Here is a 16,100-nt window from a genome sequence, read left to right on the forward strand (position 1 = left end):
TGTATTCTTTGCGTTCCTTGATTTTTTCCAGCGTCTTTTTGCAGTGCGGGCAGCGAAAGACCGCTTGCTTGGTGAACCGATTTCGGTGGTTGAACCGGCACTGGCACACTTTGCATTGGTATTGCCCTTTTCCGCCGTTATTGGCGTACAGGTAAGAAGAGGGAGCCTGGCAGCGAGGGCAGGTCAACGAATCCGGAACANCGAATCCGGAACACGGTGTTTCGCATTCGCGCGGCGCTGGATGGGCCGTAAAGGACGTCCGTGCTGGGCTTCATAGTCTGCCAACAGCTTCCGGTAATCAAGGGTTTCCGGCACATCGATGATCGGAAGGTCATCGACCTGAAGTTTCCGGTACGGCTTTTGGATGGGTTCGTCCAAGTCCTCGAGATTCAAGGATTTCCCCACGATCACACCCATCAAATACACAATGATTTGATATTGGGTCTTGATTATTTCGAGCAAATAGGCTAATAATTGAGGTAACAAAGCTTGTCACTCCTTTGTTTTGGCTGTTGGGTGTCGTTACCTCAATGATGGCCGAAAACAACGGGGGTGGCAAGCTTTTTTTCTTCCAACCGTTGAAACTCAAGGGAAAACCGTGAGTGTGGAGGATAAACTTTTGACAATACCAAAAAGAGAAAGGCGGAAATAGGTATGACAAGTTTGGGGAACAATGGATTGGCACATATGACAGTTGCGCAATTTCTGATCCCTTCGGATAAAGTAGCGCACGTTCAACTCGGAAACTATTTAGACCATGCATTATTAGTATTGACGAAAACCGGTTATTCCGCTATTCCTGTATTGGATACTTCATATAAACTTCATGGATTAATTAGTATGACAATGATTATGGACGCGATTTTAGGGTTGGAGCGCATTGAATTTGAACGGTTGGAAACGATGAAAGTGGAGGAAGTGATGAATAAAGATATTCCTCGCCTTTTATTGGATGATGATGTTTTGAAAGGAATTGAAGTTATTGTAAATCACCCGTTTGTTTGCGTTGAAAATAAAGATGGGTATTTTGAAGGAATTTTTACAAGACGAGAAGTATTAAAGCGATTAAATAAACAGCTGCGGCAACTTAATGATTACCATAAATCATATGAAAAATAAGCTGCGCAAGAAGAAGGACCGTAATGGCATGCAATAAATTAGCAGTTGCTTTCGCTTTATTTTTTTGCGCGGCTCTTGCTATAAGCTCGTAAAGCTGGCAGCTTCCGCAAATACAAGCCCTCTATATAAATAACCTGAATCCGTGATAAAGACGCGTTCAAACTGCCAAGAAAACTTGATCAATCAACAAATATTGCACTCGGGCTTCTTCACCTAATAGGTGAACATTCGGAATTGAGTTGATACTTTGGCATGATTGGGTTTTCCAACATTTTTGATACACTTCTGTCACGGATTCAGGAAATAAGTTAAACTTGAAAATTCTACTTCTTGTGATCCATTTTTTCGACTGCACTTATGCGTGACGAAGGCAAGTCAATGACTTGCCTTCGTCAGTCGAAAAATCTCTTGATAAAAAGCGCAAAGAACCAAATATCAAGTTGCATTTATATAAAAAGTGCTGCAAGATTTCATTTTATGAATTTATGCTTGTCACCATCATCTTTGTTTTGCTAAAGTAAGAAAATAAGAGCACAAAAGGAGGATGATGTCATGAAAATGATGGATGCGAATGAAATTATTTCTTTTATTCAAAACAGCAAAAAGTCAACACCTGTTAAAGTATACATAAAGGGAAGCCTTGAAGGAATCGATTTTGGTCCAAGCGCGAAAACGTTTATTACTGGAAATACTGGTGTTGTTTTTGGGGAATGGCAAGAAATTCAAGCGGCGTTGGAAGCCAATAAAGAAAAAATTGACGACTATGTCATTGAAAATGATCGCCGCAATTCCGCGATTCCGCTTCTTGATTTGAAAGGAGTAAAAGCGCGCATTGAGCCAGGCGCCATTATTCGTGATCAAGTCGAAATTGGAGATAATGCGGTTATTATGATGGGTGCTGTCATTAATATCGGCGCCGTCATTGGTGAAGGAACGATGATTGATATGAACGCAGTGCTCGGCGGCCGCGCAACGGTCGGAAAGAATTGCCATGTTGGCGCTGGCGCTGTTTTAGCAGGTGTGATTGAGCCGCCTTCCGCTAAACCAGTGATCGTTGAAGACGATGTAGTGATTGGCGCAAATGCCGTTATTTTAGAAGGCGTTACGGTCGGCAAAGGCGCGGTCGTGGCCGCTGGCGCTATTGTCGTTGAAGATGTGCCGCCGTATACGGTTGTTGCTGGTGTGCCGGCGCGCGTGATTAAGCAAATTGATGAAAAAACAAGAGCAAAAACAGAAATTAAACAAGAACTTCGCCAGTTATAAACATAGCCAAACACAAAAGCTGTCCCATCTTTGGGCCAGCTCTTTTTTCAATGGAGGAGATAGAGATGTCATCAATCAGTCCGTTTGTGGCGATTCGCCGCGATTTGCATAAAATTCCCGAGTTAGGGTTCCAAGAATTTAAGACGCAGCAATATTTATTGCGTTACATTCATGCGTTGCCGCAAGAACGGCTGGAAATCCAAACGTGGAAAACCGGGATTTTTGTAAAAGTAAAAGGAACAGCTCCGCGAAAAATGATCGGCTACCGCACTGATATCGACGGCCTGCCGATTAAAGAGGAAACGGGATTGCCATACAGCTCGGAGCATGAAGGAAACATGCATGCGTGCGGGCACGATGTGCATATGAGCATCGCGCTTGGGCTGCTTACGCATTTTGCCGAGCATCCTATCCAAGATGACTTACTATTTATTTTCCAGCCGGCAGAGGAAGGGCCAGGCGGTGCGAAACCAATGCTTGAAAGTGAGATTATGAAAGTATGGAAGCCGGATATGATACTTGCTTTACATATCGCCCCGGAATATCCGGTTGGCACGATTGCGACGAAAGAAGGATTGCTGTTTGCCAATACGTCGGAACTGTTTATTGATTTGAAAGGAAAAGGCGGGCATGCCGCATTTCCGCACTTGGCGAACGATATGGTTGTTGCTGCCTGCTCGCTTGTTACGCAGCTTCAGTCTATCGTTGCGCGTAATGTCGATCCGCTTGACAGTGCTGTTATTACAATTGGAAAAATTTCAGGCGGTACAGTACAAAATGTGATTGCAGAGCATGCGCGCTTGGAAGGAACGATTCGCACATTGTCGGTGGATTCGATGAAAAAAGTGAAAGAGCGGATTGAAGCGATGGTCAGTGGAATAAAAATGGCGTATCAATGCGAGGCGGAAATTGACTACGGTTCCATGTACCATCAAGTTTATAATGATCCGGAGTTAACGACGGAATTTATACAGTTTGCTGAAAATTATCAGGGGATTCGATTCATTCGCTGCAAAGAAGCGATGACCGGAGAAGACTTTGGGTATATGCTTGCAGAAATCCCAGGATTTATGTTTTGGCTTGGCGTCGATTCTCCCTATGGGTTGCATCATGCGAAGTTGACTCCAAACGAAGCGGCAATTGATCAGGGGATTTCGTTTTTAATATCGTACATTACGTGGAAAGGAAACAATTAATTTATTGCATTAAAACAGCTGTTCCGGAATAAGGGAACAGCTGTTTTAATTATATTTCCATAATGATTGGCAAAATCATCGGTCTTCGTTTTGTTTTTTCGTATAAGAACGGAGCAAGTGTATCCGAAATTTCATTTTTGATTTCCGACCATTGATTGGTTTTGCGCTCGAGCACTTTTTCAAGATGTTTCGTAATGAGCGTTTGTGCATCGTTGATTAAATCACTAGATTCACGCATGTAGACAAATCCACGCGAAATAATATCTGGACCAGCCGCGATTTTAAAATCTTTCATATTAATGCTTACAACAACGATGACAAGACCTTCTTCTGACAAAATGCGGCGGTCACGCAAGACGATGTTGCCGATGTCGCCGACGCCGCTGCCATCAATATAAACAGAACCGGACGGAATTTTGCCAACGATGCGAGCGTCCTTTTCACTTAGTCCAAGCACTTCACCATTATCCATGATAAAGCAATTTTCTTCTGGCACTCCACAATCGATCGCTAGCTTTGCATGCATTTTTTGCATGCGGTATTCTCCGTGAATCGGCATGAAATATTTCGGTTTCATCAAGCGAATCATTAATTTTTGTTCTTCTTGTCCACCGTGTCCAGATGTGTGAATATCGTTTAGCGGACCATGAATGACTTCGGCGCCAGCGCGATAAAGCATATTAATCGTTCGATTTACACTTACCGTATTGCCCGGAATTGGGGAAGAAGAAAATACGACCGTATCGCCAGGAATAATTTGAATTTGCCGATGGGTGCCATTGGCGATGCGCGATAATGCTGCCATTGGCTCGCCTTGGCTGCCGGTACATAAAATTGTCACGCGATTGGCAGGAAGGCGGTTAATTTCGTTTGCATCCACAAAAGTATCTTTAGGACATTTAATGTAACCGAGCTCTTGTCCGATTTCAATCGCCGCCTCCATGCTTCTTCCGAATACAGCAATTTTTCGGTTGTTCATCACGGCTGCTTCCGTTACTTGCTGCAGCCGATGAATGTTGGAGGCAAATGTCGCAAAAATAATCCGTCCTTGCACTTTCCGGAAAATATCATGTATGCTTTCCCCAACGCGACGTTCAGACATGGTGAAGTGTGGAATTTCACTATTCGTGCTGTCGGAAAGTAGACAAAGGACCCCTTTTTTGCCGATTTCCGCCATTTTTGTTAAGTTTGCAGGCTCGCCAACCGGAGTGAAGTCGAACTTAAAATCTCCTGTGTGAACAATTTGCCCGACAGGAGTTTTGACAACAATTCCATAACTGTCAGGAATGCTGTGAGTTGTTCGAAAGAATGTCACCGCTGTTTTTTGAAAGCGAATGACATCGTCTTCGCGAATTTCAATAAGTTTTGCTTGGCGAAGAAGTCCATGTTCTTCAAGCTTGTTGCGGATTAACCCCAACGCTAATTTTCCGCCGTAGATTGGAATATTTACTTGCTTTAGCAAGTATGGAATTCCGCCAATATGATCCTCATGCCCGTGAGTAATAAACAGTCCTTTTACTTTCTCTGCGTTTTTTACTAAATACGTGTAATCGGGAATGACATAATCAATTCCGAGCAGCTCATCTTCAGGAAATTTAATTCCTGCGTCGATAACAATAATTTCATCTTGAAATTGTACACCATATGTATTTTTCCCGATTTCACCTAATCCGCCAAGGGCAAATACGCCAACTTGATGATCATTTAAAAATTTCATACTCAAATCTCCAATACTTTAAAATCTGGATTTTTCTTTTCATATTCTAAATGAGCGCCCTCTAACGGCTGAATATACTCAATATTCATGGTGTGTCCTTGCAATTTTTGGCGTACTTCCCGTTCCGATTCGGCTTCAATATATAGCGTTTTTGTTTTTTCTCTCACAGGCACTTCATCGGGATTTTCTTGGTAAAACACTTTAAAAATCATTCTAAAACCTCTCCTTATGAACGATTATTTCTTTAACTTTTTTATTATATATAAAATAAGGGCAGTTTTCATGTTTTTTCATTTCATAACATAAAATACAGAAGGGGAATATAGGAAAAAAGCATTAGCTTTTACCATTTTTGACGAATTTTGATCCTTTCATTCGCATGTTTTTAGAAAGAAGCCCTTCATGAAAGAAGGGCTCTTATCGTAAACGGTTAGGCAATCGATTTTTTCCGGAGTAGATCTTTCCATTGTTGAAGAAGCTTTTTTTTCAGCTTTTTCAACATTTTCATCACTCCTTACTTCTTATTGTACTCATTTCTTGGTGAAAGTAAATGTTCTTCCTATATTATATTATATGTTAACAAAGGCTTGTTTTTCGTGGATAAAAGTGGAATGGAGCCGAGAAGTAATTTGACATTTTCGGTTTTTTTCAGTACGGTAAAGGATGAAGAAAAACAAGATATTTGCATTAAGGGGAAGAGACTGTGAAAAAGAAAATAGTATTTTTTGATATTGATGGAACGCTACTTGATGAACAAAAAAATCTTCCTGTTTCGACAGTAAGAGCGGTTCAAGAGTTGAAAAAAGCTGGTGTTTATGTAGCGATTGCCACGGGAAGAGCGCCATTTATGTTTGCCAATTTGCGAAAGCAGCTAGGAATTGATTCTTTTGTCAGTTTTAACGGCCAATACGTAGTATTTGAAGGGAATGTCATTTATAAACATCCACTTCATCGGCAAAAATTGCATGAGCTAAAGGAAGAAGCGCATAGAAATGGTCATCCGCTCGTTTTTATGAATGTGAATGAAATGAAAGCAAGCATGGAAGATCATCCATATATTCACGACAGTATGGGGAGCTTGAAATTTCCTCATCCTCCGTTTGATCCGATTTATTACGAAAATGAGGACATTTATCAAGCGCTCTTATTTTGCAAAGCGGAAGAAGAACAAATGTATGTAAAAGCATATCCGGAATTTCGTTTTGTCCGTTGGCATAATGTGTCAACTGATGTGCTGCCAGTAGGAGGGTCGAAAGCTGAAGGAATTCGGCGAATGATCGAGAAACTCGACATTGCGAAAGAAGATGTATACGCGTTTGGAGATGGGTTGAACGATATAGAAATGTTGAAGTTTGTTGGAACTGGTGTTGCGATGGGCAATGCGCACGAAGAAGCAAAAAAAGTGGCCGACTTCGTTACGAAATCGGTCGGAGAGGAAGGAATATTATACGGATTAAAGCAGCTTGAATTAATTAAATAAGGGGCATATCCCGGTGCGGGATATAGCCCTTCTTTTCATTTATCGTTCGATAGGGATCGCGTTGTCAGGTACTTTAAACGGATTTTTTGGATCAATATGATCATAAAACATGATGCCGTTTAAGTGGTCGATTTCGTGTTGAAATACAATGGCAGGCAACCCTTTTAACCGAAGTGTTACTTCTTTACCTTCAAGCGTTGTCCCTGTTACGGTAATGCGGGCATAGCGCGGCACATATCCTGGAACGTTCCGATCGACAGATAAACATCCTTCTCCGCTCGTTAAATAACATTGCTGAACAGAATGGCTCACAATTTTTGGATTAAATAACGCATAGCTATATAAAGTACCTTTTTCATCCGTTACATGGACGGCAATCATTCGTTTTGATACATTAATTTGTGGAGCTGCCAGCCCAATTCCCGGGCGTAATCCATATTTTTCAGCAAGCTCAGGGTTTTGGCTCATTTTTACATAATCAAGAAGGCTTTGTAAAACTTGTTTGTCTTCTTCTGATGGAGGAAGAGAAACAGGTTCAGCCACTTTTCGTAGCGTTGGATGCCCTTCTTTAATAATATCTTTCATGGTAATCATCGTGTTTTCACTCCTCGCATGACATTGATGTCTAAAATTAAGTCTAACAAAAATTCATTTTGAACGTAAACAAAAATGAAAATGGATGTGCTCGAAAGGAAGGAGAAACGTTGTTCAAAGCAATAAAGCGGTGTATTTGGTTAATCGTGGTGTTATTTTTGTTTACTAGCTGCAATGAACTTGCCAACGAGGAAGTTTTATCAGCTTTTCAAAAGATAGGCAAGTATGAAAACAGTGTAGTCGAGCAACAAGAAAAACTGAGCGGATTAGAACAAAAACAAAACCAGTTGTATGATCGTATTATGTCGTATGGGATAAAGCGGTTTACAAAGGTGGTGCAATTATCGAAAGAATCATTGGAGCTAATAGAAGAACGGGACAAACATATTGAAAAAGAATATAAAGCGATTCAATCAGCAAAACAACAAATAAATACGATCAAGAAAAATATTGACCAACTTCGTGATGAAAATATAAGAAGACAAGTAAACCGTTTAGTAAACATTGCGGAGAAACGTTATGAAACATATGGAAATTTGTATCTTCATTATAAAGAATTGCTTTCATTGGAAAAAGAGCTTTATACTTTATTACAAAATAAATATGTGACACCGGAACAGTTACAACAACAAATTAATCGTATAAATGAACAATATAAAGAATTGGTTAGTATAAACGATCAGTTTAATGAATATACGGAAAAATATAATAAAGAAAAGAAGCGATTATATAACGTGTGGAAATAAATGTTTGTTGCGATAGGAGGCTATATTTTCATAGCCTTTTTTATTTTATGAAAAAAATATAAAACAGATATAATACAGATTAAACTGTTGTAATATAACAGGATTTGTGTAGTTGTTTTTTATACTAAAAATATCCATTTGACATTGAAAAAATATCGCTAAATCAAAGTGATTGACGTCTAGGTAAAGAAGGTGTAAACTTAAACATGTAGATGGAATTGTACTAATAAAAATGATCAAGTGATTAATACAGGTATTCTAACGACATTTTTTCCGTTTATGCCGTGGAACAAAGGTTACCGCTTTTTATTTATTCATGATTTTGGGTAAATTAATGCTGTATGGACCAATGTTATGAGTTGACTTTATTTTTTAAATTATGAAAGGTAGAGGTGGATCAAATGGGTGCAAAAAAATCCCAATTTAAGTTTAATTTTAAGGAACAGCTTGAAAAAATTGAGGAACAATTTCCGACATTTCAAATTTTAAATGAAGAAGGGGAAGTAGTAAACGAAGCGGCAATGCCGGACTTAAGCGATGATCAACTAAAAGAATTGATGCGCCGCATGGTATACACACGCGTTCTTGACCAACGTTCTATTTCATTAAACCGCCAAGGGCGTTTAGGCTTTTACGCACCAACGGCAGGGCAAGAAGCGAGCCAAATTGCGAGCCATTTTGCGTTAGAGAAAGAAGATTTCATTTTGCCTGGATACCGTGATGTTCCGCAACTTATTTGGCACGGACTTCCGCTTTATCAAGCGTTTTTATTCTCACGTGGGCACTTCCACGGCAACCAAATTCCGGAAGGGGTAAACGCATTGCCGCCACAAATTATTATCGGTGCCCAATACATTCAAGCAGCAGGTGTTGCTTTAGGATTGAAAAAACGCGGCAAAAAGGCAGTAGCAATTACATACACAGGTGACGGCGGTACATCGCAAGGAGATTTCTACGAAGGAATCAACTTTGCTGGAGCATTTAAAGCACCGGCGATTTTCGTTGTCCAAAACAACCGCTTTGCTATTTCTACTCCTGTTGAAAAACAAACAGTAGCGAAAACACTTGCTCAAAAAGCGGTGGCGGCTGGAATTCCTGGCATTCAAGTTGACGGTATGGACCCATTAGCCGTATATGTAGCTGTACGTGCTGCTCGCGAGCGTGCGATTAACGGCGAAGGTCCAACGCTTATTGAAACTTTATGTTTCCGTTACGGTCCGCATACGATGTCAGGAGACGATCCTACTCGTTATCGCACGAAAGAATTGGAAAATGAATGGGAGAAAAAAGACCCGCTTGTTCGTTTCCGTAAGTTTTTAGAAAACAAAGGCTTATGGAGTGAAGAAGAAGAAAACAAAGTGATTGAACGAGCAAAAGAAGAAATTAAAGAGGCGATTAAAAAAGCGGACGAAACACCAAAACAAAAAGTAACCGATTTGATTAGCATCATGTATGAAGAGTTGCCATTTAACTTGAAAGAACAGTATGAAATTTACAAAGAGAAGGAGTCGAAGTAAGCCATGGCGCAAATGACAATGATTCAAGCAATCACGGATGCGTTGCGCATCGAACTAAAAAATGATCCAAATGTATTAATATTTGGGGAAGACGTTGGAGTAAACGGCGGCGTATTCCGGGCAACAGAAGGATTGCAAGCTGAGTTTGGGGAAGACCGCGTTTTCGATACACCTCTTGCCGAATCGGGAATTGGCGGTCTTGCCATCGGGTTGGCGTTGCAAGGATTCCGTCCTGTTCCAGAAATTCAATTCTTTGGTTTTGTATATGAAGTAATGGATGCCATTTGCGGTCAAATGGCGCGTATCCGCTACCGCACTGGCGGTCGTTATAATGTCCCGATTACGATTCGCTCACCATTTGGCGGCGGCGTGCATACACCGGAATTGCACTCTGATAGCTTAGAAGGCTTAGTTGCGCAACAACCTGGGTTAAAAGTAGTCATTCCTTCTACTCCTTATGATGCGAAGGGATTGCTTATTTCTGCGATCCGTGACAACGATCCAGTTATTTTCTTAGAGCACCTGAAGCTGTATCGTTCGTTCCGCCAAGAAGTACCAGAAGGAGAATATACGATTCCAATCGGTAAAGCAGATATTAAACGCGAAGGAAAAGATATCACGATTATCGCTTATGGTGCAATGGTGCACGAATCGTTAAAAGCAGCTGCTGAATTAGAAAAAGAAGGCATCTCCGCAGAAGTGGTTGACCTGCGGACTGTTCAACCATTAGATATTGAAACAATCATTGGTTCTGTAGAAAAAACAGGACGTGCGATCGTTGTACAAGAAGCACAAAGACAAGCAGGAATTGCTGCAAACGTTGTAGCAGAAATTAATGAACGTGCGATTTTAAGCTTAGAAGCTCCTGTAATGCGCGTTGCTGCTCCGGATACGGTATATCCGTTCTCACAAGCGGAGTCGGTATGGTTGCCTAACTTCAAAGATGTCATTGAAACAGCGAAAAAAGTCATTAACTTCTAAACATTAGGTGAGAGGAAGGGGAAATTGCCTTCTTCCTCTTTTCCCATACTTTTTTGAAAAGACAATAGGAGGTCGACAAACAGTGGCATTTGAATTTAAGTTGCCGGATATCGGTGAAGGTATTCATGAAGGGGAAATCGTCAAATGGTTTGTCAAACCTGGCGATGAAGTAAATGAAGATGATGTATTGTGTGAAGTGCAAAACGATAAAGCGGTTGTAGAAATCCCGTCCCCTGTGAAAGGTAAAGTATTAGAAATTTTAGTAGAAGAAGGAACGGTTGCAACGGTTGGCCAAACGTTAATCACATTAGATGCGCCTGGATATGAGAATATGACGTTTAAAGGCCAAGAACAAGATGAGCCAAAACAGCAGGAAAAACCGCAAGAAGTGTCGAAAGAAGAAAAGAGCGAAGCGGCAGCTAAACAAGCAGAACCGGCTAAGCAGCAGGAAGTGGATCCAAACCGTCGCGTGATCGCAATGCCTTCCGTGCGCAAATATGCCCGTGAAAAAGGGGTCGACATCCGTCTTGTTCAAGGTACAGGAAAAAATGGCCGCGTCCTAAAGAGCGATATCGATGCGTTCCTTGCTGGTGGCACGGCAGTCGAGCAAAAAGAAGAAGCACCTGCAGCGAAAGCAGAAGAAAAAGCAGCGGCAGCTACTGCGGCACAACAACCAGTTGTGCTTGAAGGAGAATTCCCGGAAACTCGCGAGAAAATGAGCGGTATCCGTCGCGCGATTGCCAAAGCGATGGTCAATTCGAAACATACAGCACCACACGTTACATTAATGGACGAAGTAGATGTGACAAAACTGGTAGCGCATCGCAAAAAGTTCAAAGAAATCGCAGCGGAAAAAGGAATCAAGCTTACTTTCTTACCGTATGTTGTAAAAGCTTTAACATCGGCGTTGCGTGAGTTTCCAGTTTTAAATACATCGATTGATGATGAAACGGAAGAAGTGATTCATAAACATTACTACAACATTGGTATTGCTGCTGATACAGACAGAGGATTGCTCGTTCCTGTTATTAAACATGCGGACCGCAAGCCGATCTTTGCCCTTGCCAAAGAGATTAATGAGCTTGCAGCAAAAGCACGTGAAGGAAAATTGGCTCCACATGAAATGAAAGGTGCTTCCTGCACGATTACGAATATCGGTTCTGCCGGCGGCCAATGGTTTACTCCGGTCATTAATCATCCAGAAGTAGCTATTCTTGGCATTGGACGCATTTCCGAAAAACCAATTGTCCGCGACGGTGAAATAGTTGTTGCTCCAGTATTAGCATTATCATTAAGCTTTGACCACCGCATGATTGACGGTGCAACAGCGCAAAAAGCATTAAATCACATTAAACGTCTATTAAATGACCCAGAATTATTATTAATGGAGGCGTAAAAACGATGGTAGTTGGCGATTTTGCAATTGAAACGGAAACGCTTGTCGTTGGAGCGGGTCCTGGTGGTTATGTAGCAGCTATTCGCGCTGCACAGTTAGGGCAAAAAGTAACGATTGTTGAAAAAGGAAATCTTGGCGGAGTATGCTTAAATGTCGGATGTATTCCATCTAAAGCGCTCATCTCCGCAAGCCATCGCTATGTTGAAGCGAAACATTCAGAAGACATCGGAATTAAAGCAGAAAACGTAACCGTTGATTTTTCTAAAGTGCAACAATGGAAAGCAAGCGTCGTGAAAAAATTAACGAGCGGCGTGGAAGGATTGCTAAAAGGAAACAAAGTCGAAATCGTACGCGGAGAAGCGTATTTTGTTGATGCGAATACGGTGCGTGTTATCAATGGTGATAGCGCGCAAACATATACGTTTAAAAACGCAATTATTGCAACAGGCTCTCGTCCGATTGAACTTCCTGGCTTTAAATTTTCCAATCGCGTGCTTGATTCCACAGGCGCACTCAGTCTGCAGGAAGTTCCAAAATCGCTTGTCGTAATCGGCGGCGGTTATATCGGAACAGAATTAGGAACAGCGTATGCTAACTTTGGAACAAAAGTAACCATCATTGAAGGAGCAGATGAAATTTTATCTGGCTTTGAAAAACAAATGACGGCAATTGTTAAACGCCGCTTAAAGAAAAAAGGTGTAGAAATCTTTACTAACGCTCTTGCTAAGGGAGTCGAAGAGCGCCAAGACGGTGTGACAGTAACCTTTGAAGTAAAAGGCGAAACGAAAACAATTGATGCGGACTATGTGCTTGTGACGGTCGGACGCCGTCCAAACACGGATGAGCTTGGCTTAGAACAAATCGGCATTAAATTGACAGACCGCGGCTTAATTGAAATTGACAAACAATGCCGGACAAGCGTTCCAAACATTTATGCCATCGGTGATATCGTCCAAGGTCCACCGCTTGCCCATAAAGCATCATATGAAGGAAAAATCGCCGCCGAAGCGATTGCCGGAAAACCGTCTGAAATCGATTATTTAGCTATTCCGGCAGTGGTCTTCTCCGAGCCTGAATGCGCATCTGTCGGTTATTTTGAGCAACAGGCGAAAGATGAAGGCATCGATGTAGTAACGGCGAAATTCCCATTTGCGGCTAACGGCCGTGCCCTTTCGTTGAATGACACAGACGGCTTTATGAAACTTGTCGTCCGCAAAGAAGATGGCGTTGTGATCGGAGCGCAAATCGTTGGTCCAAACGCTTCTGACATGATCGCAGAGCTTGGTCTTGCGATTGAAGCAGGAATGACTGCGGAAGATATCGCTTTGACGATTCATGCTCACCCAACATTGGGTGAAATAGCGATGGAAGCTGCGGAAGTTGCCCTCGGCACTCCAATCCATATTATTAGTAAATAAAATGGCAAAAAAGAGGATGTCTAATTTAGACATCCTCTTTTAGTAAACTATTCAGTACAAGCAGAAACAATGGAAGCAATTCCAAAGAAACTCAATAAAGCATCTTTTAAATCTGGGGCAACATTAGAAGCGGCGGCATTCACTGCTCGTTCCCAAGCAACAGTCCGAGAATACTTTAGTTTTCTGTAGTTTTGATAGTAATTGATAGCGGTAGAGACAAATTTTGCTGTTCCTCCAAGAGCTTTTAATGCTGACTTAACTTTTAGAATTTTGGATGGTGCCCAAGCTAACGAGACAAGCGCAACTCCTACAGCAGAAATACATCCGATGACTCCCTGTATACGGAATTCTCCTTGGTTTGTTTGGTTGTATTGATATTCTATTGCTGACAAGACAGCCGGGTCATCAATAGTTTCTTTGTACCAGTTAATAATGGCATCAGTTCCTTCTAAAACAACTGATTCAGGAATTTGCTCAATGATGGATAATGTTTGTTGGTAATCATCTAATCCCGGCAATTCTTCTTCAATCCACTCTTCCACGTAATTTTCTTCTGTTTGCGCTTGGGCAATTCCTGCACCACCCAAAGTGGATAGAACTAATACAAAGGATAAGAGGAACGATAAATAACTTTTTGTTTTGTTCATTGAAATCACCTCCCTTTATTTGGTTAAAAAGTAATTATATATATTTAATATCAGAATTTATCAATTTTTTTAACATTTTTAATTAATATTTTCAAAATTTTTCTAATTAATATAATAAATTAAAAAAGAAAGGAAGAGTGGGATGAAAAAAACAATTAAACAAAAATATAAAGATATTTTGTTGGTCATTTTCTTTCTTGTTTGGTTGTTTAACGTGTTTGTTGAGAATGAACGGGTTACTGTTACGGCTAATGTCATTGCAATAGTTTTGATTTCATTTGTAAGTTTTATAAAGTATTACGCTAAAGAAAATTAAGAAGGTTATTGGTGTTTTCTGAATAGAAAAATTTTACTGTCAGACCATTGCAGAGGATGTCCCAAGAAACAGTTTTTCGAAAACGGACCTCGATGCGACGTTTATGCGGATGAAAGACGACCATATGAAGGCCAGCTCAAACCGGGATATAATGTGCAGATAGGAACAGGGAACCAATTCATCACTGGATTTAGCGTGCATCAACGGGCGGGGGATGCCGGATGCTTCATTCCGCATTTGGAGCAATTGGCCGCCTATGGGCGTCCCATGCCTAAACGAGCGATTGCGGATTCCGCCTGTGGGAGTGAGGAGAACTACACGTACTGCGAGAAAAAGCAGATCATCGTATTGATCAAGTACAACACATTGGACCGGGAACAAACGAAAGCGTGGGCGAAAGAGATCGGCCGAATCGAGAACATGACGTACGATGAGAAATTGGATGAGTGGATTTGCGCTAAAGGGGAACGGCTGGTGTTTGTGTATAAACGGAAGGAAACGATCGGCAACGGGTACGTCATCGTCAAACGGACGTATCGTTGTACAGCATGTGCCGGATGCCCGTTTCAAGTAGCATGTGCCAAAGGCAAAGACACGAAAACCATCCGCGTTTCCTTGAAAAATCAACAACAACGGCAAGAAATCCGGAAACGGCTGTCCACGGAAGATCTATTTTTTATAAACTCGTCTTCTTGTCCAATGAATGGATAATATTTTCCTTTGGTGGCTCATATTGTTATGGTAAAGAAGATGCGGGGGATGACGGATGAAAGAATATGTCACGTTTTTGTTGCAAATGATCATTTGGAGCAGCTTTTCGCTTATTGAATGGCTATCAGGACGCGACCGTCCGTTTTTTAAAGGGATGATGCTTTGTGTATTTTTATATATCGCGTTTTTATTGGCCCGAAAAATCGGTTTACGCACCCGAAAAGCATTGTGGACAACGACGTTGACAGCAGCAATGTATTTTACTTGTCAACATTTTGTGTGGGAGGCGCTTCAATAGGGGGAAATAAAAAAACGACAGCTGTGTACCACCGTTTTTTAAAAACGATAGCTTAGTGCCATCGTTTTAAAAAACGATAGCTTAGTGCTACCGTTTGTAATAATACATAATTCTGCCGTTGAATAGGTGAAGTTCCCCTTCCAATTTTTTCGCTAGAAACTTACAAAATTCGTTTGCTTTCCCTTTATCTCCGTGTGTTGCCCCATTTGGCAATGTAATTTGAATAAATGATTCTTCAGTTTCACCATTATTTGATCCAACACCGACGATAATCGTCCGATAACGGTGCCCGTCACCTTTTAAATAAAACCACTTTCCTTTTCCTTCATCTGTTTCTATAAGCTGATAAGGAAATGCAGCTTGTTGATACGCCCATCCAAGCTGTTCACCTGTTTTTTTCATCATATCTTGATAATATTGAAACAATTGTTTTACTTCTTCTAATGTGACCGCTTTCTGTTTGGATGCTGGAACAAGCTTTATGTATGCATGTGCTGCCAATGCCATCACCTCTATTGTTAACATCCCATTTTTTTCTATTGTATCATTTTTACGTAAGAGATGCTATTGATTTTAATATATTTTAGAATTATAATAATATTCAGTATATTTATAAGGGGGGATTTTATGAATTTATCTTAATTAGGCGAGAAGACTCCCACTTCAACGAAGCGAAGCGGAGTAAGTGGGAGATGAATCGC

The 16,100-nt window shown here is 41.1% G+C and carries 16 protein-coding genes and 2 pseudogenes; 12 read left to right on the forward strand and 6 right to left on the reverse strand.

What is annotated here, in order from left to right; translation table 11 throughout:
• A pseudogene (locus DCC82_RS06950) lies at positions 1-486 on the reverse strand (FmdB family zinc ribbon protein); the annotation flags it as partial.
• Positions 487-654: 168 nt separating this feature from the next.
• Between DCC82_RS06950 and cbpB the strand changes: the two are divergent.
• The 3 genes from cbpB to DCC82_RS06965 all read left to right on the forward strand — a co-directional run bounded on the left by cbpB (position 655) and on the right by DCC82_RS06965 (position 3,578).
• Complete coding sequence (cbpB, locus tag DCC82_RS06955) at positions 655-1,119, forward strand: cyclic-di-AMP-binding protein CbpB (RefSeq protein WP_015863285.1); 465 nt, start codon at positions 655-657, stop codon at positions 1,117-1,119.
• Positions 1,120-1,671: 552 nt separating this feature from the next.
• On the forward strand, positions 1,672-2,382 hold the full coding sequence (dapD, locus tag DCC82_RS06960) for a 2,3,4,5-tetrahydropyridine-2,6-dicarboxylate N-acetyltransferase (protein WP_062678306.1): 711 nt from the start codon (positions 1,672-1,674) through the stop codon (positions 2,380-2,382).
• Positions 2,383-2,447: 65 nt separating this feature from the next.
• Positions 2,448-3,578: an N-acetyldiaminopimelate deacetylase gene (locus DCC82_RS06965; protein ID WP_015863287.1), complete on the forward strand. Its 1,131-nt coding sequence runs from the start codon at positions 2,448-2,450 to the stop codon at positions 3,576-3,578.
• Between the two features lie 49 nt (positions 3,579-3,627).
• Here DCC82_RS06965 and rnjA read toward each other — a convergent pair whose 3' ends face one another.
• Together rnjA and DCC82_RS06975 are read right to left on the reverse strand one after the other, a co-directional pair.
• Positions 3,628-5,295 (reverse strand): ribonuclease J1, encoded by a 1,668-nt coding sequence (rnjA, locus tag DCC82_RS06970; RefSeq protein WP_062678304.1) that lies wholly within the window; start codon positions 5,293-5,295, stop codon positions 3,628-3,630.
• Between the two features lie 2 nt (positions 5,296-5,297).
• The gene (locus tag DCC82_RS06975) at positions 5,298-5,507 is read right to left on the reverse strand and encodes a DNA-dependent RNA polymerase subunit epsilon (RefSeq protein WP_015863290.1); all 210 of its coding nucleotides are present in this window, start codon (positions 5,505-5,507) and stop codon (positions 5,298-5,300) included.
• Between the two features lie 491 nt (positions 5,508-5,998).
• Between DCC82_RS06975 and DCC82_RS06980 the strand changes: the two genes are divergently transcribed.
• Complete coding sequence (locus tag DCC82_RS06980) at positions 5,999-6,775, forward strand: Cof-type HAD-IIB family hydrolase (protein WP_062678303.1); 777 nt, start codon at positions 5,999-6,001, stop codon at positions 6,773-6,775.
• Between the two features lie 39 nt (positions 6,776-6,814).
• On the opposite strand, the gene def is transcribed toward DCC82_RS06980, so the two are convergent.
• Positions 6,815-7,369 (reverse strand): peptide deformylase, encoded by a 555-nt coding sequence (gene def, locus DCC82_RS06985; RefSeq protein WP_015863292.1) that lies wholly within the window; start codon positions 7,367-7,369, stop codon positions 6,815-6,817.
• 110 nt (positions 7,370-7,479) lie between these two features.
• Here def and DCC82_RS06990 point away from each other — a divergent pair, with 110 nt between their 5' ends.
• From DCC82_RS06990 to lpdA, 5 genes are all read left to right on the forward strand, one after another.
• The gene (locus DCC82_RS06990; protein WP_015863293.1) at positions 7,480-8,115 is read left to right on the forward strand and encodes a YkyA family protein; all 636 of its coding nucleotides are present in this window, start codon (positions 7,480-7,482) and stop codon (positions 8,113-8,115) included.
• Positions 8,116-8,516: 401 nt separating this feature from the next.
• Positions 8,517-9,632 (forward strand): pyruvate dehydrogenase (acetyl-transferring) E1 component subunit alpha, encoded by a 1,116-nt coding sequence (gene pdhA, locus DCC82_RS06995; RefSeq protein WP_097354275.1) that lies wholly within the window; start codon positions 8,517-8,519, stop codon positions 9,630-9,632.
• A 3-nt stretch (positions 9,633-9,635) separates the two neighbouring features.
• Positions 9,636-10,613 carry a pyruvate dehydrogenase complex E1 component subunit beta gene (pdhB, locus tag DCC82_RS07000; RefSeq protein ID WP_097354276.1) on the forward strand — a complete coding sequence of 326 codons (978 nt, stop codon included), beginning with the start codon at positions 9,636-9,638 and terminating at the stop codon, positions 10,611-10,613.
• Positions 10,614-10,695: 82 nt separating this feature from the next.
• The gene (locus DCC82_RS07005) at positions 10,696-12,009 is read left to right on the forward strand and encodes a dihydrolipoamide acetyltransferase family protein (RefSeq protein WP_015863296.1); all 1,314 of its coding nucleotides are present in this window, start codon (positions 10,696-10,698) and stop codon (positions 12,007-12,009) included.
• A 5-nt stretch (positions 12,010-12,014) separates the two neighbouring features.
• On the forward strand, positions 12,015-13,427 hold the full coding sequence (lpdA, locus tag DCC82_RS07010) for a dihydrolipoyl dehydrogenase (protein ID WP_097354277.1): 1,413 nt from the start codon (positions 12,015-12,017) through the stop codon (positions 13,425-13,427).
• Between the two features lie 47 nt (positions 13,428-13,474).
• Here lpdA and DCC82_RS07015 read toward each other — a convergent pair whose 3' ends face one another.
• On the reverse strand, positions 13,475-14,074 hold the full coding sequence (locus DCC82_RS07015) for a hypothetical protein (RefSeq protein ID WP_108430292.1): 600 nt from the start codon (positions 14,072-14,074) through the stop codon (positions 13,475-13,477).
• Positions 14,075-14,216: 142 nt separating this feature from the next.
• Here DCC82_RS07015 and DCC82_RS17625 point away from each other — a divergent pair, with 142 nt between their 5' ends.
• The 3 genes and pseudogenes from DCC82_RS17625 to DCC82_RS07025 all read left to right on the forward strand — a co-directional run bounded on the left by DCC82_RS17625 (position 14,217) and on the right by DCC82_RS07025 (position 15,399).
• Positions 14,217-14,390, forward strand: coding sequence for a hypothetical protein (locus DCC82_RS17625; protein WP_015863298.1), 174 nt, complete (start codon positions 14,217-14,219; stop codon positions 14,388-14,390).
• Positions 14,391-14,436: 46 nt separating this feature from the next.
• Positions 14,437-15,053, forward strand: a pseudogene (locus DCC82_RS07020) (transposase); the annotation flags it as partial.
• 103 nt (positions 15,054-15,156) lie between these two features.
• A complete protein-coding gene (locus DCC82_RS07025) occupies positions 15,157-15,399 on the forward strand; it encodes a hypothetical protein (protein ID WP_015863299.1) in 243 nt (80 codons plus the stop codon).
• A gap of 87 nt (positions 15,400-15,486) precedes the next feature.
• Here the strand turns inward: DCC82_RS07025 and DCC82_RS07030 are convergent, their stop codons facing one another.
• On the reverse strand, positions 15,487-15,900 hold the full coding sequence (locus DCC82_RS07030) for a DUF1885 family protein (RefSeq protein WP_015863300.1): 414 nt from the start codon (positions 15,898-15,900) through the stop codon (positions 15,487-15,489).
• Between the last annotated feature and the right edge of the window lie 200 nt (positions 15,901-16,100).

Source organism: Geobacillus sp. LYN3 (assembly GCF_003064505.1).
GTDB lineage: Bacteria > Bacillota > Bacilli > Bacillales > Anoxybacillaceae > Parageobacillus_B > Parageobacillus_B toebii.